The sequence below is a fragment of the Massilia sp. CFBP 13721 genome (assembly GCF_014842025.1).
Classification (GTDB): domain Bacteria; phylum Pseudomonadota; class Gammaproteobacteria; order Burkholderiales; family Burkholderiaceae_D; genus Telluria.
In genome coordinates this window covers 153,589-173,858 of the sequence record NZ_JACYUY010000008.1, presented here as the reverse complement: position 1 = coordinate 173,858, position 20,270 = coordinate 153,589, and the positions used below count along the sequence as shown (strand labels likewise).

The following is a 20,270-nucleotide window of genomic DNA, read 5'->3' as shown; positions in this document are numbered from 1 at the left end:
AACGCAAGCGCGCCCGGGCAGTCCGGGCGCGCATAAAACTGCTATTCAGGCGGCAAAGCGTCCGCTTCTGAAATCCTCGACCGCCTGCTGCAACTCGGCCTGGGTATTCATCACGAACGGACCGTACTGCGCAATCGGTTCCCTCAAAGGACGGCCCGCGATCAGCAGCAGGCGCGTCGGCGTGGAGGCCTTGATGACGACCCCATCCGCGCCTTCGGCATTGTCGAGGATCGCCATGCGCGCCTGCGCCACGCCTTTGCCGCCGACGACTGCCTCGCCGCGAAACACGTACAAGAAGGCGTTGTGTCCCGCCGCCAGCGGCTGCTCGAAAGACGCTCCCGCCGGCAGTTCGATGTCGAGATACAGCGGTTCGGTGCCCGCGCGCTGCACCGCGCCGTCGACGCCGTGCGTGCTCCCGGCGATCACCTGCACGGTGACGCCGGAATCGAGCGTGAAGCGCGGCACCTCGGCATTCGGAATGTCGCGGTACCACGGGTCGCGCATCTTCTCGCTCGCCGGCAGGTTCAGCCACAACTGGAAACCTTCCATCAAGCCTTCGTTCTGCTCGGGCATCTCCGAGTGCATCACGCCACGGCCGGCCGTCATCCACTGCACGCCGCCGTCCGTGATCAGGCCTTCGTTGCCGGCGCTGTCGCGGTGGCGCATGCGCCCGGCGAGCATGTAGGTGACGGTCTCGAAACCGCGGTGCGGATGCTCGGGAAAGCCGGCGATGTAGTCGCCCGCCTTCTCGCTGCCGAAGGCGTCGAGCATCAGGAAGGGATCGAGGCGGCGCTGCAAGGTTTGCGTGAGGACGCGGTTGATCCTGACGCCGGCGCCGTCCATCACGAACTGGCCTGCGATGACGCGTTCAACGCCGCGCGGCCGCGCCACGCGTTTAGTCATCACTGCATTCATCATGTTCTCCTAGTTTGCGCCGCTTGAACAACTCAGGCCAGCGCTGCGATCGTGGCATCCGCTTCCGCACGGCCCTTGGCCGACGCTTCCGGACCCATCGACTGTGCCGGCGAATGGATGAAGACGTGGTCGGTCATGCCCAGGAAGTTCAGCAGCATGCGCACGAACGGTACTTGCGGGTCGGCCTCCGCCGGATAGATGCCGCCGCGCGCGGTGGCCACGTACACCTTCTTGCCCTTCAGGAGGCCTTCCGGACCGTTCTCGGTGTAGCGGAAGGTCACGCCGGCACGGGCGATCGCGTCGAACCAGCTTTTCAGCTGCACCGGAATACCGAAGTTGTACATCGGCGCGCCGATCACGACCACGTCGGCCGCCTGCACCTGGGCGATCAGGGCGTCGTCGAGCGCCACGCGGGCAGCCTGGTCGGCGCTGCGCGATTCAGCCGGGGTGAACAGGGCGCCCAGCGCCGCTTCGTCCAGCTGCGGATGCGGATCGCGCGCCAGGTCGCGGCTGACGACGGTCGCGTCCGGGGTGGCGGCGAGCAGGCGGGCGACGATGCTGTTGGTGACGCGGCTCGATTCGGAGTCGGCGCCACGCAGGCTGGAGGTGATCTGCAGGATGTTCATGTCGTTCCTTGTGGTGAGGGTTCGGTGATTCGATGGAGCTACTTTAGCAGTTCCAAAATCAATCCAGAAGACGCTAGAATGGATAACATTATTCAGCCAGTGGAACAATGCCATGGAAGTCGAACCGAACGACCTGCTGCTGTTCGCACGCATCGTCGAAGCCGGCAGCTTCAGCGCGGCGGCGCTGCGCGTCAACCTGCCGAAGTCGACGGTCTCGCGCCGCATCGCGCTGCTGGAGGCGCGCCTGGGCGAACGGCTCCTGCAGCGCACCACGCGCAAACTGATGGTGACCGAATTCGGCGCCAGCCTGCTCGAACACGCGCGCAAGGTGGCGGAAGAAGCGGAAGCGGCCGGCGCCCTCGCCCAGCACCGCCAGGCCGCGCCCAGCGGGCGCCTGCGCATCTCGCTGCCGGCCGATTTCGCCAACCTCGGCATGAGCGCCATGATCGGGCGCTTCCTGGCGCGCTATCCGGCGGTGAGCGTGGAGCTCGATTTGTCGCCGCGCCGGGTCGACCTGGTGGCGGAAAATTTCGACATCGCGATCCGCATGGGCGACCTGCCCGACGACGCCACGCTGGCCGCGCGCCGTGTCACGCTGCAGCGCTTCGGCCTGTATGCCGCGCCGTCGTACACAGCCGTGCGCGGCCTGCCCGAGCATCCGGACGACCTGCTCGGCCACGACTTGCTGTGCCTCTTGAGCCGGGCCGGCGGCGCGCTGTCGTGGACGCTCACGCGCGGCAAGCTGCGCTGGCAGCGCGAACTGCCGGCGCGCCTGACGGCCAATTCTCCCGACCTGCTGGCGCGCATCGCCTGCAGCGGCGCCGGCATCGCGGCCAGTTCCGAACTGTTCGCCGCGCCGCTGGTGAAGAAGGGCGAACTGGTGCGGGTGCTGCCGGAATGGGACCTGCCGCCCGCGGTCGGCTGGGCTGTCTTTCCGGGGCGGAGATTAATGCCTGCCAAGACGCGGGCGTTTCTCGATATGATGGAAGAGATGTTTTGCGGCGAAGCGGGCGGCGACAGCTAGCCCTTCACCGCCAACCTGGAAAAGAGAACATGACGACGCGATCCGGCCCCGTACTTCTGCTGGCGGCATCGATGCTCGCCATCGTGATGCCGCTGCCGGGGCGCGCCTTCACCGCGCCACCCCCGGCGCCGCCTTGCGTTCCCGCGAAGGCGGGCGTGTCGGCCGCTGCACTGGGTGCGATCATTGCGGCCGATACTGACTCGCATGTCCAGCAATGCGCGGTCCAGGACCTGGCTGCGCGCGGCGCCGCCATGCCGGTGGTCGTCGCCATGCTCCGTTCCGACCAAGGTGCGCCCTTGATCGGGGCGCTCGAGGTCGTTGCCGCCATCGGCCCCGCTGCGCATGCCGCCTTGCCGCTGCTGATGGCGCACGTGCGGCAACCGCCCGCGGCGCTGAACGGACTGTACCGCGAGCTCTACGACGCGGTGGGCGCCCTCGGCCCGGCGGCCAGGCCGGCGATCCCGCTGCTGTTGGACAGGACCCGCGACCCGGACCATAGCGTCCAGGCGCTGCGCATCCTCGGCAAACTGGGCAAGTACGACAGCCGCCGTGTGGTTCCCCACCTGAGCGCGACGCTGATCGACTCGACGGGCGACCTGTGGGTGCTGCCCGCCCTGGCCGCGATCGGCAAGGATGCGCGCGGCGCGCTGCCCGCCGTGCTGGGTGCGCTCGAACAGGCAAAGGTCAGGCGTGACGGCAGACAGGCCGCCGCGGCGCTCGATGCCCTGGTAGCCATCGGCACGCCTGGCGAGAGCGTCCCGGTCCTGATCGGCCTGCTCGGCGACCCCGTGCTGGACGCGCCTGCGGTGGACGCATTCGGGGCCCTCGGCAGCGCAGGTACAAGGGCGGTGCCGCTCCTGATCGACAAGCTCCAGCGCAGTCGTGGCGACGAAGGGAAGGCGGTCGGTATCGTGCGCGCGCTGGCCGCGATCGCGCCTGCGTCGCCGCCGGTACAGCGCCAACTGCTGCTCGAGGCGACGCGCCACGGCAGCGCACATGCGGCATATGCGCTCGCCCGTATCGGCCCCTTGCCGGCCGATTTCGCAGCGCCGCTGGCAGCGGCGCTGGCAAAAAAGCCGGCAACCCCGACTTGCGCGTGGCGCTCGCGAATGTGCGGCAGTCGAACTAGCTTGAGGCGTTGACGATGCCGCCGCAAGGCCGCGCTCAGCCCACGCTACTGCGGCGCGCCGTGATGAGAACGAAGGCGCCGAAGCCCACCTCGATCGCCGCACCCGCGAACGCGCCCGCCGCCGCGCTGGCGCCTTGCGACCCCAGCGCATAGCCGGCCAGCGCCAGCACCGCCCCGAACAGCAGGTAGATGCGCATGCCGTAGAGCGTCGCAAAGGTGAGGTAGCGCCCGCCGATCACGAACAGCATCGCCGGAAAGAACCAGTCGATGCGCAGCATCGATACGCCATAAGCGAGAGGCAGCGACAGGATCATCCAGATCGTCGTCATGAAGGCGAGCATGCCGAGCGGATTGCCGCGTGCATGCGCCGCCGGGCGCCCGAACAGCTTGAGCAGGACCAGTGCGGCCGGATGGATCAGCATGCCGCCGATGAACAAGGCCCACACGGCTTGCGCGGGCGAGCGCAGGATGCACGCGAGGCCGGCGATGCACCAGACGGTGCCGGAGGTGAGGATGCCGGGCGCGCCATCCATGTAGGCGTGGCGCATGTCGCGCTGCGCGTCGGCGATGGTGAGGTCAGCCGGGATGGCGGTGGCGGTCCGGGGCAGGGCGCTCATGGGCAGGCTCCGCAGGAGAATGGATGCGTCATACTCCCACGAAAGCCTTGTCAGTACAACATCAAACCGGCCGGTTGCCCATCATCTCGCCCAGGCGCACCTTGCGCTCGGGCGCCCAGTCGGCATTGAAGGCGATCGTCTTCGCCTTGAACAGCATGACGACCGTGGAGCCGAGCAGGAAGCGGCCCATCTCCTCGCCCTTTTTCAGCACGACCGGCTTCGATTCATAGGTCCATTCCGAGATGCGGCCGGTGCGCTGCGGATTGACCACGCCGTGCCATGGCGTGGCCATGCTGCCGACGATGGTGGCGCCGACCAGCACCATGACGAAGGTGCCGAACTGCTCGGACTCGAACACGCACACCACGCGCTCGTTGCGCGCGAACAGGCCCGGCACGCCGCGCGCGGTGGTCGGGTTCACCGAGAACAGCGCGCCCGGCACGTAGATCATGCGCGTCAGGCGGCCGTCGCAGGGCATGTGCAGGCGGTGGTAATCCTTCGGGCTCAGGTACAGGTTGGCGAAGGAACCGTGCTGGAATTGGGCGCCCAGCGTGGCGTCGCCGCCGACCAGTTGGGTGGTGGTGAACTTGTGGCCCTTGGCCTGCAGGATGTGGTGGTCGTCGATCGCGCCGAACTGGCTGATCGCGCCGTCGACCGGACAGACGAAATCAGCCTGCGCCAGTGGACGCACGCCATCCTTCAGCGGGCGCGTGAAGAATTCGTTGAAGCTCGGGTAGCTGGCGATGTCCGAATTGTGCGCCTCGTCCATGTTGACGCCGTACTTGGCCACGAACCAGCGGATCAGGCGGGTCGTCATCCTGCCGCCGCGGTGGCCGGCGACGCGGCCGGCGAACGAGGTCAGCGCCTGCTTCGGCAGGACATATTGCGGCAGTACTTTGAAACGATCGGACACGATGGCAGCCCTTATTACTTGTGATGATGGCGAATTATAAATAAGCGACGTGGCGCTGCATATCTTTGTTTGGCGGCAGCCCTGCGCAGCAGTGTAGCGCATCGCCCACGGCGGGCGCGCCAGCGCAGGGTGTACCGGACATGCATATCGAAAATATATTCCCTAAGGCATCTATTCGTCTGTCAGTTCGAGGACAATACATCCTCATAAACTTGGCTTTCTGATATGTATATCCTCGCACCGATCCGCCTGACCCTGCTGGCCGCCGCGCTGGCCGCCGCCTTCCCTGTGTTTGCCCAGCAGGCCACGTCCAATGTCTCGAAAACCGAGGAGGCTGCGCCTGAGCAGAAAATGCAGAAAGTCGAAGTGCGCGGCAATGCCGACAGCTACGATCCGCGCCGCGATGACACCGCCACCAGGATCGTGGTCGGGCAGGAAGAGATCCTGAAGTACGGCGACACCAACGTCGCCGACGTGCTCAAGCGGGTTCCCGGCATTACCGTCAGCAGCCCGAACGGACGCGGCGCCGAAATCCGCATGCGCGGCCTGGGCGCCGGCTACACGCAGATCCTGATCAACGGCGAGCGCGCGCCGAACGGCTTCACGCTCGATTCGCTGTCGCCCGACGTGATCGAGCGCATCGAAGTGCTGCGCGCCGCCAGCGCCGAGTTTTCCACCCAGTCGGTGGCAGGCACCGTCAACATCGTGCTGAAAAAGGCGGTACGCAGCGGCCAGCGCGAATTCAAGCTCGGCGCACGCGCCGGCAGCGGCTTTTCCGGCCCGACGGCGAATATCCAGCTGTCCGACAAGCTGGGCAAGATGTCGTATTCGATCGCCGGCAGCGCCATGTTCGAACAGTTCCGGCGCGAGACCAGCAGCGACGAGCAGGGCTTCGACCTGGCCGGCAACCCCAACCTGGTGCGCCAGGGCGACGGCGACGAGCGCGCGCGCTTCAACCATTTCAACCTGGCGCCGCGCCTGAACTGGACGCTGGAGAACGGCGACACCGTGACATCGCAAACCTTCGTGAACCTGGTGCGCTTTCGCAACCGCAGCCACGAGAGCACGCGCACGACCCTGGGCGCGGCCCCGCTCTATCCCGAGCTCGATACGGCGCTGCGCTCGAATAACGACGTGCTGCGCAGCGAATTGAACTGGGTGCACAAGATGGCCGACGGCGCCAAGCTCGACGTCAAGGCCAGCCTGGTGGGCGGCCAGAACACGACCGACAACTGGCGTTGGACGGCGCCGGGCTCGCCGCGCGCGCTCGACAACCAGGTCCACCTGGAAGCCGACGAAGTCGGTGCGACCACGGTCGGCAAGTTCAGCAAGACCATCCTGAAGGACCACGCGCTCGGCATGGGCTGGGATGCCGGCTGGTCGGTACGCGAGGACAGCCGCGAGGAATTCGAGGCCGGGCGCACGTTGTATCCGGCGCTGCCGGACGGCGAAACCTCCGAATCGCGCGTCACGCGCCTGGCCATGTACGCGCAGGACGAATGGAGCTTGACACCGCGCTGGTCGGTCTACCTGGGCGCGCGCTGGGAAGGCATCCGCACGACCACCTCCGGCAACACTTTTGTTACCGGCCGTTCGAGCTCGAACGTCTGGAGCCCGGTGATGCAGACCCTGTGGAAGATCCCGGGTACGAAGGGCGACCAGGTCCGCTTCGCCGTCACCCGCACCTATAAAGCGCCGAGCTTCCAGCAGCTGATCCCGCGCCGCCAGACCTCGGTCGACAACCGCTCGACCGATCCCGACTACGCCGGCAACCCCGACCTGCAGCCCGAACTGGCGCTCGGCTTCGACGCGTCTTACGAGCATTACTGGGCGGAGGGCGCGCTGTTCTCGGTCAGCGCCTCGACACGCCGCATCGACGGCTACATCCGCCACCTGGTCGACTTCGACGGCGCGCGCTGGGTGGCGATGCCGATGAATGCGGGACGGGCCACCACGCGCGGGCTGGAACTGGAAACCAAGTTCCCGCTGAAGGCGCTGATGAAGGAGGCGCCGGCGATCGACCTGCGCGCCAGCCTGTCGGCCAACTGGTCGCGCGTGGACGGCGTGCCGGGACCGGACAACCGCCTCGATGGCCAGACGCCGCTGTCCGGCAACCTCGGCATCGACTACAAGCGCGCCGCCATCACCACCGGCGCCAGCTTCGCCTACAAGCAGGGCGGCACGGTGCGCGTGTCCGAGCGCCAGACGTCGTTCATCACGCCGCGGCGCGATCTCGAAGCCTACGTGCTCTACAAGTTCAACCAGAAGCAGGCGCTGCGCGTGGCGCTGTCGAACCTGCTCGGCCAGGATTTCGTCAACCGCAGCAGCTTCGTGGAAGCGGGCCGCGGCCTGGTGCTGCGCGAGTCGCGCTTCAAGGCCGGGCCGAGCGCGCGGGCGACGCTGGAGATGAAGTTTTAAGCGTCAGGTAAGCCGCATCGCCGCTGCGCCGCAGGCGATCAGCACGGCGCCGATCACGCGCGCCGGGCCGACCCGTTCGCGCAGCAGCAGCGCCGCGATCAGCGTCGCGAACAGGATCGCCGTCTCGCGTAGCGCGGCTACCGCCGCCATCGGCGCCGCCGTCATCGCCCACAGCGCGATGCCGTAGGAACCCGCCGTCATCAGGCCGCCGCCCAGCGCCACGCCCAGGTGACGCCGCGCGAATGGCAGCAGCCCGCGGCCATGGCGGCGCCATCCCAATGCCAGCACGCCCACGGCGGTCAGCACGAAAATCCACATCGTGTAGCCGGCGGGCGCGCCGGAGCGGCGCACCCCGGCGCCGTCAATCAACGTGTACAGGGCGATGACGCCGGCGGTGCCGAGTGCGAGCAGCGTCGTACGGCGCGACCCGGAATGACCGCCGCCGACCATCGCCAACACGCCGCCGCAGATCAAGCCGACGGCCAGCCATTGCGATGCGCCCAGGACTTCGCCGCCGAGCGCACCGACCAGCGCGACAAGCAGCGGCGCGCAGCCGCGCATCAGCGGACAAGAGCCTATGCCAGTAGACCGGGGGAAGCAGCGAGCGATGCATGGCAAGCGCGGGCAAGGCACGAGGAGGGCGCATGGCGGGCCATGCAACCGACAAGCAACGCAGCACCCGCTTGTCAGGCGCGCTCGCTGCGACTCCGGGCTACTGGGATAGGCTCTCAGGGTGACTGAGGTCGCCCCTGCGGTAGGTGGCGATGAGCAGGAAGTAGTACCCGACCTGGGCCAACGCAGAGGCGCCGATATACGGCCAGCTGGCCGGAGCGGGCGCCGTCACGAAGGGCAGGGCGAGCGCGCACAGCAGGCCGGCGCCGACGGCCACCAGGATGGTCGCCACGGCGCCGCCATGGGCCTTGATCAGCGTGTTCCAGCCGGCGTGCAGCAGCGCCGCGCAGAGGACGGCGGCGATGACAGGATCGGACATGACAAGCGCTCGTTCAAATGGACTCTCCAGCGCGGCGCCGCCGGAAGTAGCGCAGCGCCGCCAGCACCGCCAGCGCCTGCATCGCCGCCGTGACGTAGAAGCTGCTGCCGATGCGCCAGTCGCCTGCCGGCAGGTGGCTCACTTCGCCCAGGATCGCCGCGCCCAGCAGCGGCATCACGACCACGCCCAGGCTGCTGATCGATTGCAGTGAACCCATCAGCTCGCCCTGCGCGGCGGGATCGGTTTCGCGCGAAATGAGCGCCTGCAGCGCGGGCCCGGCGGCAAAGGCCAGCAGGTTGCAGCAGATGAAGAGATACATCATCCAGCCCTGGGTGGCGAGACCGTACAGCAGATAGGTAAGCGCGCCCGAGGCCAGGCCCAACACCGCCAGGCGTGCTTCGCCGAAACGGCGCACCAGGATCGCCAGCAGCCAGGCCTGGACGACGACGGTGGCCAGCCCCACGCAAAACATGGCGATGCCATTGTCGCGCGGGGTCCAGCCGAAGCGGAAGGTCGTGTACAGCACCCAAGTCCCCTGCGTCATCATCTGGGCGAAGGTGGCCAGCGCGAACACCAGCACCAGCGGGCGAATCGCGCGCCGCGCCAGCAGCCGGCGCAGCGCGCGCAGCGGATTGATGCGGCTGCGGTCGAACGGCGCGCGTGGACCCGGCGGCAGCGACTCGGGCACGAACAGGGCGCCATATGCCAGGTTGGCCGCGGCCAGGCCGCCGGCCACCCAGAACGGCAGCGCCAGCGATATTTCTCCCAGCAGGCCGCCCAGCACCGGGCCGCAAATGAAACCGGCGCCGAATGCCGCCCCGATCCTGCCGAAGCTGCGGGCGCGGTTCTCCGGCGTCGACACGTCCGAGGCGTAGGCCATCGCCGCCGACATGCTGGCCGCCGACACGCCGCCGATGGCGCGTCCGACGAACAGCCAGCCCAGGCTGGGCGCCCAGGCCGTGACCAGGAAGCTGAGGCTCATGCCACCCATCGAATACAGCAGCACCGGACGCCGTCCGACGCGGTCGCTCACAGCCCCTACCATTGGCATGAACAGGAATTGCAGCAGGCCGAACACGGCGGCGAGGATGCCGTACCACAGCGCCTGCTCGTCGCGTCCGGGTACGAACTGACCAACCAGCACCGGCATCACCGGCACGATCAGGCCGATGCCGAGCATGTCGAGGAAGACGCTGATCAGGACGAAGTTGAGCTTGCCCGCGCTGGCTGTGCTGTGTGGCTCGGGTGTCGGCGCCGGCGCGTTCACGCGTCCGCTTCTGGAAATTCGCCCAGCCACTCGGCCGCGAACTCGCGCCGGAACGCCAGCAGGCGCTCCAGCCGCTCGTTGGCGAGCGCGCGCCCGGCCTCGGTCTGCATCATGTCCGGCAAGCGCGCCAGCTTGACCATGACGTGGTCGAGCGTCCAGGCGCGGTCATCGAACGGGCGCGCGTCGGCCAGCGGATCGCTCGGGTGCGCCAGCGCGCGGCCCATGCTGCCGGCGACGTAAAACATGCGCGCCAGGCCGACCGCGCCCAGGGCATCCAAGCGGTCGGCATCTTGCACGATCTTCGCTTCGATGGTGGTCGCCGCGATCGCCGCCGAGAAGCTGTGCGCCGCGATGGCGTGGGCGACGGCGTCCAGCCGTTCGGGCGGAAAGCCGAGTTGCGTCAGCCGTTCGCAGGCCAGCCGCGCCGAGCGGGTCGACGCTTGCGCGCGGTCCGGATCGTTTTTCGGCAGGTTGACCAGGTCGTGCAGGTAGCAGGCGGCCAGCACCACCAGGGCGTCGGCCTCGGGGTGGTGCGCAAGCAGCGCTTGGGCGCTGCGCCAGACGCGCTCGAGGTGGCTGGCGTCGTGGGCGCCGTCGCTGTCGTTGCCGGCGGCGGCCGCCAGCGCGGCCAGGCGCACGCGCCAGCTGGCGAGTTCAGGGGAGGAGAGATGCATCGTGTTCGATGGTGGCGGCCAGGCTGGCGCGCTGCGAGAGCGCGTCGGCGTCCAGGTTCTTGTGGCGTGGCACCCAGCGCAGGCTGGCCCCCGGCAGGCGCGCCAGCAGCGCGTGCACGCGGACGCGGTAGGGATGCAGGGACGGCGCGCCGGCGGTTGCGGCGACGTCGTCGATCACGACGCGGCTGTCGCCATAGACCGTGAGTTCGCGCGCACCGCGCGCGGCGGCCGCTTCCAGCACGGCGATCAGGGCCAGGTATTCGGCTTCGCTGCTGTTGCCGTAGCCGGCCGGCTGCGACAATTCGACCAGTTCGCCGCCTGGGCCGAGCAGGCGCGCGCCGATGCCGCAGCGGCCCGGGTTGGGTCGGGCCGAGCCGTCGAACCAGGCGCGCCAGGCCGTGGGCCGGCCGTCGTGGCGGGTGCGCTGCTCGGCCCGCGCAGCCTCACGTGCCGCTTCCCGCGCCAACACCCGCGCCGTCTCGGCCGAACGCAGCACCGCGCGTTCGCGCAGCAGCGCTTCCAGGCCGATGCCACTGCTGCTGGCCGTGAGCGTGGCACGCAGCGCGTCCTCGAGCGAGAGACTGCTGCGCAGGGCCAGCTTGCGGCTGGCGGACAGTTCGGTGCGGTTGGCGGCGCCTTGCAGGCGGTCGAGTTCGGTCATGGCGTGAGCATAACCGGTTTTTGATGCGTGGTGGTCGGCCCCATGATGGACGTGGCTGACGGGATGCAGGCATTACGCGTGGGCGGCGCACACGTTACCGAACCACCGCCACCGGGGTGGAGCCGGCCACCCTACGCGCCTTCTCATATATTAACGATGGCGGTAGGGTGGTCGGCTCCACCCGAGCAGATGAGCAGCGGCTGCGTAAGCGCCGCCCACGCGTTCAACGGACGTTTACTGGACGGCTGACGGCGGGCGGGCGTTACGCGTGGGCGGCGCATGCGTTACCGATTCACAGCCACCCCGGTGGAGCCGATCACCCTACGTCTCATCAGCGCCGGTACGGATTGTCCGGCCGGCTGTCGCGCTCGTTGCGGCGGCCGTCGCCATCGCGGTCGCGGTCGTAGCGGTTCGGCACGCCGTCGTTGTCGCGGTCGCGGTCGTAACGGTTGGGGACGCCGTCGCGGTCGGTATCGCCGCGGCCACCGCCACGATGGTCGTAGCGGTCGCGGTCGCCGCGGTAACCGCCATTGCGGTTATCGTAGAAGCCCTGGCGGCCGTAGCTGTCGCGCACGCCGTAGCCGCTGTGCGGCGACCAGTGGCCCTGTTGCATGTACCAGCGGCCGCCGCGTTGCTGCCAGGTCGGCGGCGCGTAGAGATAGCCGGGGCGTTCGGCGATATAGGTGCCCGGCACCCAGTAGTGGCGGTGGCCGCGCCAGTCCCAGTACCCTGGCGACCAGACATAGCCGCGGCGCACGGCCGGAGCACGCTCGTACATCGGGGCCGGCGGGGCCGAGCCGATGTACAGTTCGACGTTCTGCGCCATCGACGGCAGCGGTGCATAAGCGGCGCCGAGGGCGATCAGGGTGGCAAGGGTCAGGCTGGATTTCATGTCGTTCTCCATCTCCAAAAGCGGATGATTCAATATATCAATCGCTTGGGTGAGATGGGGCATTTGACGCAAGTTCTTACATATGACACAGAAATGAAGCAGCTGGGCTGCAACGGCTAGCGGGAGGCGTGAAACGGTAAGGCGGAAGTGACAGGAAGGAGGGACGATCAGCAGGCTGGCCGGGCGCCCGTCAAGGAGCAGCCCGGCGCGCAGCGGCGCTCAAATCCGGCTCCCGCCGCTGCGGCGATCGGCCAGCACGGTGAGCTGTTCGGCGGCGGGGCGCTTGCCTTTCACGACCACGACAGCCATTTTGGTTTCGGTGGCGATGCTCGAATCCAGGATGACGGCCGGGCGGGCCTGGGCCTGGGCTTCCGACAGCGGGGCGCTGAAGAAGCTGGCCGAGCCGACGGCGGCGAGGGCAACGACGAAAACGGCTTCCATGTGCTTGGCGATGTTCACGGTGTTTCTCCTTGCGGGTGGGGTTTCGATGTGTCCAATGTACTCACAGCCCCTTCCGAACTCCATCGGATTGCGACAAGGTGCATGAAAAGCGGGATGGCCTGCACAAATCCGCGACCGGCGCGCCGGCGTCAACGTCGGCGATCGCGACGGTATCGGGCGGCTTTTCGCTTCCCCCCGCTAGAGGCTGCAAGGGCGGCCACCTGGACCGCGGGGAGGAAGGATGGGGGAGATGTTTGCGACGGTATTTGCCGGGTTGGCTTCGAATCGCCGGGCCTGGCGGCGCGCGCGCAACCTGCGCGCCGGCGGACGGGCCGCGCCTGCGCAGCGCCATGCCGTCGGGATTTCGCCGAAGGCCTTGCGCATCGGCTGGCGCCCCGGCCCAGCCTTCTGGCTCGCTCTGCTGGCCGCCGGTTTCGTCCTCGGCGGCGCGATGCTGATCGCCGGCCATGCGCGTTCGCTCGGCGCCGCCGCGGCCAGCCGCCTCGATGCAGCCGGCGGCCCGGTGCGTGCGCTGGCCGCGTTCCAGCCGGCGCTGCCAGGCGTCTCCTTCAACGTTTCCGCCACGCCCGGCATCAGCCTGTCGGCGCAGCCCGGCGGCGCCTTGCTGGTCGCATCGAACATGCGCGCCGGTCGCCCGGTCGTGATCGACCTGTGCAGCCAAGTGCTGGAAGGAAGCGGCGGACGGCTGGCGCCGCTGCGCATCGGCTACCGCTTCCCGGAGGTGGCGCGCTGGGCCGCGCGCAACGAGACGGCGGCCAGTCCCGTCACCTTGCGTAACGTCGTGCTGAGCGGCGCGGCCATGCCGCAGGTCGACATCACCGGCTCCCTGGCTGCGCCGCTGCAGCTGGCCTGGCACGGCCAGGCGCGCTGGATTGGCGACGCCAGCGGCGGCATCATCGCCCGCGGCGAACGCGGCGCGGCGCCGCTCGGGCGCGAGGGCTGGCTGGTCTGGGGCGAGCATGACGCAATGCGCATTGCGCGCCGCGCCGGCGGCGCCTGCCCCCAGGGCGGCGAACTGGTACTGACGCGCTACACCGCGGCGGCGGGCGTCGCGGGCGCGGCCCTGGTTGCCGCCTTTCCCGTGTACGGTGCTGTGCACAGTGCGCGCGTGGCGCCCGGCGACTACCGCGTGCCGGCAGCGGCCCCGGCGGCCCTGGAAGACGGCATCCTGTTCCAGGACCTCCTGGCGCGCGGCCTGGTGCGCGTGGCTCCCGGTGGCCTGGTGGAAGTGGCGCCGCGCGACCTGGCGCAGTGGCGCGCAGCCGCACCCGGCCAGCGCAGCGCCGACCTGCACGGCTGGGACAATATCGTGCTCGACGCCGGCGGCCGGCGCCTGCTCGAGCGCCTGCACCACCGCGCCGACGGCGCCTATGTGCGCGAACAGATCCGCGTCTTCAATGGCGAACGGCGCCTGCTGGCCTGGCGCGTGCGACCCGATGCCGGAGGCGGCGCCTGGCGCGCGCAGGTAGCGTCTGCGACCGCTCCCACGAGTGAAGTGATGCCGCTTGGCGCCGCACGCCTGTTCGACCGCCTGCCCGAGGGTTGGGCGCCGTGGAAACGCGTAGCGGACTGGCCCGGCGGCGCGGCCACGGCGCGCCTGGTGCTGACGCTGGCGCAGCCGGCCAGCGGCGACGAGCGTGTCGAACTGATGCTGGCCGGGCGCGTTGACAACGTCGCCGGCGCTGCGTCCGTCGCCACCGTGCCGGCCTGCGGCGGCCGCGCCTGCCGCCAGCCCGACGACGTGCGCACGCTGGCGCTGGCGCCGCAGCGCGGTGCGCGCGAGATCGCCATCGACGTTACGCCGCTCGACCTTGCCGCCATGAGTGGAAACGGTGACGCCGCCTATCGCCATTTGCAGGTGAAAGAGGGCCGGCTTGCATGGCAGGCGCTGCCGCACAGCGGACCGGCAGCGGGCGCCATTTCGGTTCCAGTCAGCCTGGCCGACCGCCACGGCGCACCGCTGTGGGAAGCGGGCGGCGCGACGGCGGGCGCGCGCGATGCCGGCCTGGCCACGCTGCTGGGCCTGAACCCACAGCACGGCAGCAGCGTGGCCGGCATGCTGGCGCGCCTGCCGTCGCCCGCCGGCCGCCCGCACGCGGCCAAACTCACGCTCGACCTCGACTTGCAGCGCCTCGCCGCGGCGGTGCTGGACTGCGTCGGCATGCGCCGCGGCGAATGGGACGGCAAGCGCTGCCAGGGCGGTGCGGCCGCACCGGAGGGACGCCGGGCCGGCCTGGTGCTGCTCGATAGCGGCAGCGGCGACATCCTCGCCGCCGCCAGCGGTGGCGCCAGTGCGGCGCCGCATGGGTGGAACGAGCTGCGCGACTTCGACCGCGTCGACCCGGCGCGCAGCCCCTTGCGCCAGGCGGCGCTGCAGCACGACGGCGGCGCCGAACGCAGCCCCGGCTCGACCTTCAAGATCGTCAGCGCGCTGGGCCTGGAACTGGCCGCGCAACGCGACCCTCAGCTCGACGCGCTGCTGGGCGGGATGCCGCTGGCGCAGATCAACGCGCTGGCGGCCGCGCGCGGCTTCGCCTTCCGCACCGACGCCGCCAGCTATCCAAACAGCGGAACCGGTGCCCGCATCACCAATTTCCGCGACGGTAACCTGGATCGCCGCGCCAGCGAGGGCAAGCTGGGACTGGCGCAAGCGCTGACCTACAGCCTGAACACCTGGTTTGCCTGGGGCGCGGAACTGTCCGACGCCAGCCTGCTCGGCAAGCCGCTGGGCGGGGCGCCCAGCCTGCGCGCGCTCGACGACACCGCGCTGGCCGGCGTGCGTCCGATCGCCGACATGGCGCGCCGCCTCGGCTTCGAGCGGCCCTTGATGCTCGACGGCGGCCTGCTGCCGCCAGATTACGACTGGCGCGGCTGGGACGCGCTGCAATCGAGCGTGGCCGGCTTCGATCCGATCGGTGCGCGCCACGAACTGCGCCAGATGGCGATCGGCCTGCGCATGCAGGCCACGCCGCTGCACATGGCGCTGGCCGCCGGCGCCGTTGGCGAGGGCAGGGCGATCGCGCCGCGTTTGCTGCTGTCCCTCGATGGCCGCGCAGCCAGCACGCAGGCGGGCGCGCCGCTCGGCGTACGCCTGGACCGCATCCGCGCCGGCCTGCACGGCGTCGTCACGCATGGCACGGCGGCCAGTGTCTTCCGCGACCCCGCGTTCGACCACTTGCGCGCTGGCCTGTACGGCAAGACCGGCACCGCGCCGGTCGGCGACGATGGCCTGGCCAGCGTCTGGTTCACCGGCTGGCTCGAGCCGGGCAGCATCCCGGGGCAAACGCGTCGGCTGGCGTTCGCGGTGTTCGTCAGCAGGTCGAACGCCACCGGCGGCGAGCACGCGGCGCCGGTGGTCGCCAGCCTGCTGCGCACGCTGGTCCACAACGCCGAACAAAAGCGAGACTGAACCGCTCCAGTACGATGCCAGCCAGTGAAGCGGGATTTCCCAGGAAAGGAGGATCAGACCCGTAGGGTGGGCGGCTCCACCTCTTCAGTTATCGGCTCGTAGTGCATGCGCCGCCCACGCGTTCAACAAGCGCGTGATCGTCGCGAGGTTTCAAAACCCCGATCAGAAACGGATCTGACCCACTCCAGAACGCCTTGCACCTGTGTTTCTATGGCATGATTTACAAAATCCGTTATCTGGCGGATACACCATCGACACAAGAGGAAGGTATGCGTTTGCCGGGAACCCGGTATCAGGAGCCGGGCTGGGAGCAGGTGCGCAAGCTGCTCGGACAGTGTTCGCTCGAAGCCTTTGCCCGCTGCGACCTGGCCACGCTGCTGCTGCCCGCGGAGGGCGCGGAGGCGCTGGCCGGCTACATCGACCTGCTGGCCGAACGCCTGCACGCGGCGCGCCTCAGCGCGCGTGCGCAGGCGGCCGGCAACAGCTATGGCGACAGCGTGTTCGAGCTGGCGCTGCTGCTGGCGTATGAGCTGGCCGCGCGTCCGGACGACTGGGACGCTTTCCGCACCGCCGTGGCGCCGGGACTCTGGCATCAACCCGGCGGCGAAGCACTGCTGCGCAAGAAGGTCAACGACATGTTCGCGCTCCTGCGCGACAAGGTCGACGCCGACAATTACCAGGCCGCCTGCGGCCGCCCCTGCAGCCCGAACCGCATCTACGCCTACCGCATGCTCGACACGGCCTACGGCGAGATCGCGCGGCTGTTCGCGGGCTGGCGCGAGCACCGCGCCCAGGTCGGCGCCATCCTCGGCCGGCCAGTCGACACGACGCTGCCGATCGAGGTGCGCCAGCTAAGTTCAATCGCCGGCTGCCGCCCCGAATGGATCCTGCGCTGGAGCGAGACCCTGGAACGATTCACCGGCTCGCCCGGCCCGCTGCATACGCGCTCGAAGCGCTTCGACAGCCTCAAGAACAATGCGGACAAGATCGGCGCGATGCTGGCCGAGATTGGCGACTACGAAGCGCTGTCGGCCAACCGCGACCGCGACTGGCTGCTGGACCTTGACAGCTCAGCCGCCTGGATCGAGGATTACTGGCGCGTGCTGGACGAGTCGGAGGCCGCCGCCACACCGGGGCCGGACCTGATCCTGGAAGCGCTGGAAGACGAACTAGACGCCGCAGCAATGCCCGCGCCGCCTGCCGCAAGTAAGGACGATGCCGACGAGAACCCAGTGGCCGTGCTGCGCGCACAGTCCGTTTCACTGCCCCCCCGCTTTGTGCTTGAAGCGGACGCGGCGCAGGAGCCGGGCAGCTGGAGCGCGCGCATGCTGGCCGGCGAGTCGCTGGCGGTGCGCCTCGCCGTGTACCTGAACATCCTTGGCCCCGTGGACGACAGCTATCCGGACGCATGGCGCGACCCGGCCACGAACGCGCTGCCGACGATGGCGCAACTGGCCGCGCTCGACGCGGTGTCGCTGCCGACGCTGCGCAAACGGCGCGACGCGGCCATCGCCCGGCTGGGCGCCGCAAACCAATCCGCATGACTATCGACGGGAGAAGCGAATGAAGACGACGAGCGAATTGGAGCGCAAGCTGCGCGAACACCTGCTGCTGGCGCCGCGCCCGGGAGGCGACCGCCTGATGCTGGACGACGCCGTGCTGCGCGCCGCGCTCGACGGCAGCCGGCCCCTGACGGCGGGAGAACGTGCGGTCCTGCGCGCTTCCCCCCTGACCACGCGCCGCCTGCGCACCCTGGCGCTGGCTGCCCGCGCCGTCGATGCTGCTTCCACCGGCGCCACCGCCGCCAACGACGCCTGGCACGGCAGCAGCGGCATGCTGCGCGCGGCCGACAGCGGCGCGGCGCTGGTGCAGCTGGCCACCGACGACGGCTTCTGGCGCCTGCATTTCGTCGAAGGCGGCGAACCGCGCGTGATCCTGCAGCTGATGCCGGACGCCCCCTTCGCCGCGCGCCTGCTGCGCGAGTCGGCGCCGCTGCGGGTGCTGGACGGCGCCGGCGCGCAGCTGCTGGCCGGGCGCCTCGACCTTGATGGCGAATGCGAAGCGGCCTGGCCGTTCGCGCAGGCGCCGGCCGCCCACTTCCAGCGCCACGGCGCCACGTTCAGCGTGCAACCGGCGATATTGACGGAGTAGTGTTCGTATGATGTTCGATCTCTTCAAATGGATGGCGCGCCCGAGCGCTTTCGACGCCGCCGGGCTCGGCACCGACGCCATCGCGCGGCCGATCGCCGCGGACTGCGCGCTGCCGCCCGGCACCATCGGTGTGGTGGTGAGCGCGAGCGGCCACACGCGCCGCGTCAGCGCCGGCGGCCGCCTGACCCTGGCCGCCAACGAGACCGCCTGGTGTTTCCATCCCGGTCCCTACGGCTGCGACCTGGTGCCTTTCGCCGCCGCGCCCGAGATCGGCCTGCGCGTGCACTTCGCGGTCGACAGCCCCGACCCGCGCATGCACCAGCAACGCTTCGACCTGTTCCTGGCCAGCGAAGCAGTCGGCGAACTGGTCCTTGGCGACCTGGCCGCGCGCATCGAGGCGGCCCTGCAGCGCGAACTCGCGCAAGGCAACCTCGAGCTGCCGCCCTGCACGACGCTGGACGAGTGGAATGCCTTCCGCGGCGGCTTCAACCAGTTGCTGTACACACGCTTCGGCGTCACCGTCGACGATTGCGTGCCGGTCGACCTGAGCGGCACGCGCGATTTTGCGGGCGTGCTGGCGGCGCGCGCAGTCGCGGACGCGCCGGCCGTACCACCAGCGCCGACGCCGCTGCAAGCCGTGGCACTGCCGCCTGCCGCGACGCCGCTCGATGACGCGCACGCATTGCGCCGCCTGTTCCTGGAACTGCCCTGCGTGATGTGCCGCGTGCGCCAGGCGGCGCTGCCGCAGGGCCAGGACCTGTTCCGCCAGCAGCAGGCGTTAATCCAGCGGCTCGACCTGGTCTGCCTGGCCGCGTCGACCATGCCCGCGCTGGGCCTGGCCGCGCCTGGACAGCCGCTGGCGCCCGCCGTACAGCAGCAGCGCGCAAGCTACAGCCTGCGCGCCGCCGCCGCGCTCGACGAAGCCTGGGCACTGCTGGCGCGCATCGAGCGCGCCGAGGACGAAGGATTGGGCACGCTGCTGGACGAAGCCGACCGCATCGTCGCCAATCTCGAGGAGGCGTTGGCCGCACGCAAGCAAGTCGCCTTCGACGCGGAGGCGGCATGAACGCGCTGGCCGCCAAGCGGCCCGACACCGTCACCGTGCGCAGCGCGCTCTCTAGCGGCGGCTTCGCCACCATTACCGCCACGCGCCGCCCGCGCGCCGGCCGCGCCGAGGTCAAGTGCAACGCGCCGGGTTTGCCGGGTTATCCTTCCTTGGCCGCGCGCATGGCGCTGGTGGCGCGCCTGGCGCGCCATACCGAAGCGCGTTACGACAGCCGCGACCAGGTCGTGATCAGCATCGACCGCGCAGCGGCCGACGGCGAGCGCGATTGGGAATTCGCCGTCGTGCTGGCCGACCGCGCCGTGCGTGGCCTGCTCAGCCTGGGCGAGGGCACGATCGCCAACGGCTGGTCCGATTCCTGGCAACTGGGCCGCATCGATAGCCACGCCGTGCGCACCGCTCCCGCGGGGGCGCTGCTGGGCGGCCCCGGCTTTTTGCACCATCTTGGTGCATTGAGTGGCCAGCCCGACGTGGCGGCTGCGGTATCGAGCGCGCGCGCCTGGTTCCCGCTGCACAGCGGCGGCATTCACGACGCCCTCGGCTGGGTTGAGGTGAGCGTCTATCCGCTGGCCGCGGGCGAGCATGACGAGGAAGCCATCGCCGCCCCCGGCATCGACGGCGTGCGCCAGCAGGCGCTGCGCCAGGTGCTGGCCGGCGCGCGCCATTTCGACGGCGAGCGGGCGGCGCGTTGGCGCACCACGGTGCGCTTCGAGCAGGCAGCGTTTTCCGGCGACTCGTACGAACTGGCGCTGGTGCTGGCCGACCGCCTGGCGCGCGGCCGCGAATTCGTCCCGCGTGGACGCATCATCGCCAGCGGCCGTTCGAACGCCTGGCATGCCGGGTTGGTGGAGCCGGTCGAGGGGCTGGCGCCGAAGTGCGCCCTGATCGAACGCGCGGCGCAGCCGGGCGACCGCGTACTGCTGCCGCGCGCCTGGGAGCCGGACCTGCCGCCCGGCCTGCGCGATGGCTTGCGCGCCCGCGGCGCCAGCCTGGTGTGCGTCGAACGGATCGGCATCATTTAGGGCTACGCCTGTTAGAATCGGCGCGCCTTTGAAAGT

19 protein-coding genes are annotated in these 20,270 nt (G+C 69.7%); 8 read left to right on the top strand and 11 right to left on the bottom strand.

Translation table 11 applies throughout. From position 1 onward, the window contains the following. Window positions 1-45 precede the first annotated feature (45 nt). Window positions 46-915 (bottom strand): pirin family protein, encoded by an 870-nt coding sequence (locus IFT60_RS10505; protein WP_192051919.1) that lies wholly within the window; start codon window positions 913-915, stop codon window positions 46-48. Between the two features lie 32 nt (window positions 916-947). Next, window positions 948-1,541 (bottom strand): FMN-dependent NADH-azoreductase, encoded by a 594-nt coding sequence (locus IFT60_RS10500; protein WP_192051918.1) that lies wholly within the window; start codon window positions 1,539-1,541, stop codon window positions 948-950. 112 nt (window positions 1,542-1,653) lie between these two features. Between IFT60_RS10500 and IFT60_RS10495 the strand changes: the two genes are divergently transcribed. Next, the gene (locus tag IFT60_RS10495; protein WP_192051917.1) at window positions 1,654-2,565 is read left to right on the top strand and encodes a LysR family transcriptional regulator; all 912 of its coding nucleotides are present in this window, start codon (window positions 1,654-1,656) and stop codon (window positions 2,563-2,565) included. Window positions 2,566-2,594: 29 nt separating this feature from the next. Continuing rightward, window positions 2,595-3,707, top strand: coding sequence for a hypothetical protein (locus IFT60_RS10490; RefSeq protein WP_192051916.1), 1,113 nt, complete (start codon window positions 2,595-2,597; stop codon window positions 3,705-3,707). A gap of 22 nt (window positions 3,708-3,729) precedes the next feature. On the opposite strand, the gene IFT60_RS10485 is transcribed toward IFT60_RS10490, so the two are convergent. Together IFT60_RS10485 and asd are read right to left on the bottom strand one after the other, a co-directional pair. Continuing rightward, window positions 3,730-4,311 (bottom strand): DUF7010 family protein, encoded by a 582-nt coding sequence (locus tag IFT60_RS10485; protein WP_192051915.1) that lies wholly within the window; start codon window positions 4,309-4,311, stop codon window positions 3,730-3,732. A gap of 61 nt (window positions 4,312-4,372) precedes the next feature. Next, window positions 4,373-5,224, bottom strand: a complete 852-nt coding sequence (gene asd / locus IFT60_RS10480) for an archaetidylserine decarboxylase (protein ID WP_192051914.1) — start codon at window positions 5,222-5,224, stop codon at window positions 4,373-4,375. A gap of 225 nt (window positions 5,225-5,449) precedes the next feature. On the opposite strand from asd, the gene IFT60_RS10475 reads away from it, so the two are divergent. Continuing rightward, window positions 5,450-7,642 carry a TonB-dependent receptor plug domain-containing protein gene (locus tag IFT60_RS10475; RefSeq protein ID WP_192051913.1) on the top strand — a complete coding sequence of 731 codons (2,193 nt, stop codon included), beginning with the start codon at window positions 5,450-5,452 and terminating at the stop codon, window positions 7,640-7,642. Window positions 7,643-7,645: 3 nt separating this feature from the next. Here the strand turns inward: IFT60_RS10475 and IFT60_RS10470 are convergent, their stop codons facing one another. From IFT60_RS10470 to IFT60_RS10440, 7 genes are all read right to left on the bottom strand, one after another. Next, entirely contained in the window at window positions 7,646-8,203 is a 558-nt protein-coding gene (locus IFT60_RS10470) for an EamA family transporter (protein WP_192051912.1), read from the bottom strand. Between the two features lie 151 nt (window positions 8,204-8,354). Next, window positions 8,355-8,633: a hypothetical protein gene (locus tag IFT60_RS10465; RefSeq protein ID WP_192051911.1), complete on the bottom strand. Its 279-nt coding sequence runs from the start codon at window positions 8,631-8,633 to the stop codon at window positions 8,355-8,357. A 13-nt stretch (window positions 8,634-8,646) separates the two neighbouring features. Next, window positions 8,647-9,900 (bottom strand): MFS transporter, encoded by a 1,254-nt coding sequence (locus IFT60_RS10460; RefSeq protein WP_374001224.1) that lies wholly within the window; start codon window positions 9,898-9,900, stop codon window positions 8,647-8,649. Continuing rightward, window positions 9,897-10,574, bottom strand: a complete 678-nt coding sequence (locus tag IFT60_RS10455; RefSeq protein ID WP_192051910.1) for an HD domain-containing protein — start codon at window positions 10,572-10,574, stop codon at window positions 9,897-9,899. Before IFT60_RS10455 ends, IFT60_RS10460 begins: the two co-directional genes overlap by 4 nt. Next, entirely contained in the window at window positions 10,555-11,235 is a 681-nt protein-coding gene (locus IFT60_RS10450; RefSeq protein ID WP_192051909.1) for a ribonuclease HI family protein, read from the bottom strand. The genes IFT60_RS10455 and IFT60_RS10450 overlap by 20 nt, the downstream gene beginning before the upstream one ends. Window positions 11,236-11,566: 331 nt before the next feature. Continuing rightward, window positions 11,567-12,127 (bottom strand): YXWGXW repeat-containing protein, encoded by a 561-nt coding sequence (locus IFT60_RS10445; RefSeq protein WP_192051908.1) that lies wholly within the window; start codon window positions 12,125-12,127, stop codon window positions 11,567-11,569. A 219-nt stretch (window positions 12,128-12,346) separates the two neighbouring features. Continuing rightward, a complete protein-coding gene (locus tag IFT60_RS10440) occupies window positions 12,347-12,586 on the bottom strand; it encodes a hypothetical protein (RefSeq protein ID WP_192051907.1) in 240 nt (79 codons plus the stop codon). Between the two features lie 232 nt (window positions 12,587-12,818). Between IFT60_RS10440 and IFT60_RS10435 the strand changes: the two genes are divergently transcribed. The 5 genes from IFT60_RS10435 (at window position 12,819) to IFT60_RS10415 (ending at window position 20,234) form a co-directional block, all read left to right on the top strand. Further along, on the top strand, window positions 12,819-15,998 hold the full coding sequence (locus IFT60_RS10435; RefSeq protein WP_192051906.1) for a penicillin-binding transpeptidase domain-containing protein: 3,180 nt from the start codon (window positions 12,819-12,821) through the stop codon (window positions 15,996-15,998). Between the two features lie 269 nt (window positions 15,999-16,267). After that, window positions 16,268-17,542, top strand: a complete 1,275-nt coding sequence (locus IFT60_RS10430; protein ID WP_192051905.1) for a hypothetical protein — start codon at window positions 16,268-16,270, stop codon at window positions 17,540-17,542. A gap of 19 nt (window positions 17,543-17,561) precedes the next feature. Beyond that, window positions 17,562-18,149, top strand: coding sequence for a hypothetical protein (locus IFT60_RS10425; protein WP_192051904.1), 588 nt, complete (start codon window positions 17,562-17,564; stop codon window positions 18,147-18,149). A 7-nt stretch (window positions 18,150-18,156) separates the two neighbouring features. Next, the gene (locus IFT60_RS10420; RefSeq protein ID WP_192051903.1) at window positions 18,157-19,215 is read left to right on the top strand and encodes a hypothetical protein; all 1,059 of its coding nucleotides are present in this window, start codon (window positions 18,157-18,159) and stop codon (window positions 19,213-19,215) included. Next, window positions 19,212-20,234 carry a hypothetical protein gene (locus IFT60_RS10415; RefSeq protein ID WP_192051902.1) on the top strand — a complete coding sequence of 341 codons (1,023 nt, stop codon included), beginning with the start codon at window positions 19,212-19,214 and terminating at the stop codon, window positions 20,232-20,234. The genes IFT60_RS10420 and IFT60_RS10415 overlap by 4 nt, the downstream gene beginning before the upstream one ends. The last annotated feature ends 36 nt before the right edge of the window (window positions 20,235-20,270 follow it).

Coding starts and splice junctions, on each gene's coding strand:
- IFT60_RS10505 (WP_192051919.1), bottom strand. CDS start 915: ATGAATGCAGTGATGACTAAACGCGTGGCGCGGCCGCGCGGCGTTGAA.
- IFT60_RS10500 (WP_192051918.1), bottom strand. CDS start 1,541: ATGAACATCCTGCAGATCACCTCCAGCCTGCGTGGCGCCGACTCCGAA.
- IFT60_RS10495 (WP_192051917.1), top strand. CDS start 1,654: ATGGAAGTCGAACCGAACGACCTGCTGCTGTTCGCACGCATCGTCGAA.
- IFT60_RS10490 (WP_192051916.1), top strand. CDS start 2,595: ATGACGACGCGATCCGGCCCCGTACTTCTGCTGGCGGCATCGATGCTC.
- IFT60_RS10485 (WP_192051915.1), bottom strand. CDS start 4,311: ATGAGCGCCCTGCCCCGGACCGCCACCGCCATCCCGGCTGACCTCACC.
- IFT60_RS10475 (WP_192051913.1), top strand. CDS start 5,450: ATGTATATCCTCGCACCGATCCGCCTGACCCTGCTGGCCGCCGCGCTG.
- IFT60_RS10470 (WP_192051912.1), bottom strand. CDS start 8,203: ATGCGCGGCTGCGCGCCGCTGCTTGTCGCGCTGGTCGGTGCGCTCGGC.
- IFT60_RS10465 (WP_192051911.1), bottom strand. CDS start 8,633: ATGTCCGATCCTGTCATCGCCGCCGTCCTCTGCGCGGCGCTGCTGCAC.
- IFT60_RS10455 (WP_192051910.1), bottom strand. CDS start 10,574: ATGCATCTCTCCTCCCCTGAACTCGCCAGCTGGCGCGTGCGCCTGGCC.
- IFT60_RS10450 (WP_192051909.1), bottom strand. CDS start 11,235: ATGACCGAACTCGACCGCCTGCAAGGCGCCGCCAACCGCACCGAACTG.
- IFT60_RS10445 (WP_192051908.1), bottom strand. CDS start 12,127: ATGAAATCCAGCCTGACCCTTGCCACCCTGATCGCCCTCGGCGCCGCT.
- IFT60_RS10435 (WP_192051906.1), top strand. CDS start 12,819: ATGTTTGCGACGGTATTTGCCGGGTTGGCTTCGAATCGCCGGGCCTGG.
- IFT60_RS10430 (WP_192051905.1), top strand. CDS start 16,268: ATGCGTTTGCCGGGAACCCGGTATCAGGAGCCGGGCTGGGAGCAGGTG.
- IFT60_RS10425 (WP_192051904.1), top strand. CDS start 17,562: ATGAAGACGACGAGCGAATTGGAGCGCAAGCTGCGCGAACACCTGCTG.
- IFT60_RS10420 (WP_192051903.1), top strand. CDS start 18,157: ATGATGTTCGATCTCTTCAAATGGATGGCGCGCCCGAGCGCTTTCGAC.
- IFT60_RS10415 (WP_192051902.1), top strand. CDS start 19,212: ATGAACGCGCTGGCCGCCAAGCGGCCCGACACCGTCACCGTGCGCAGC.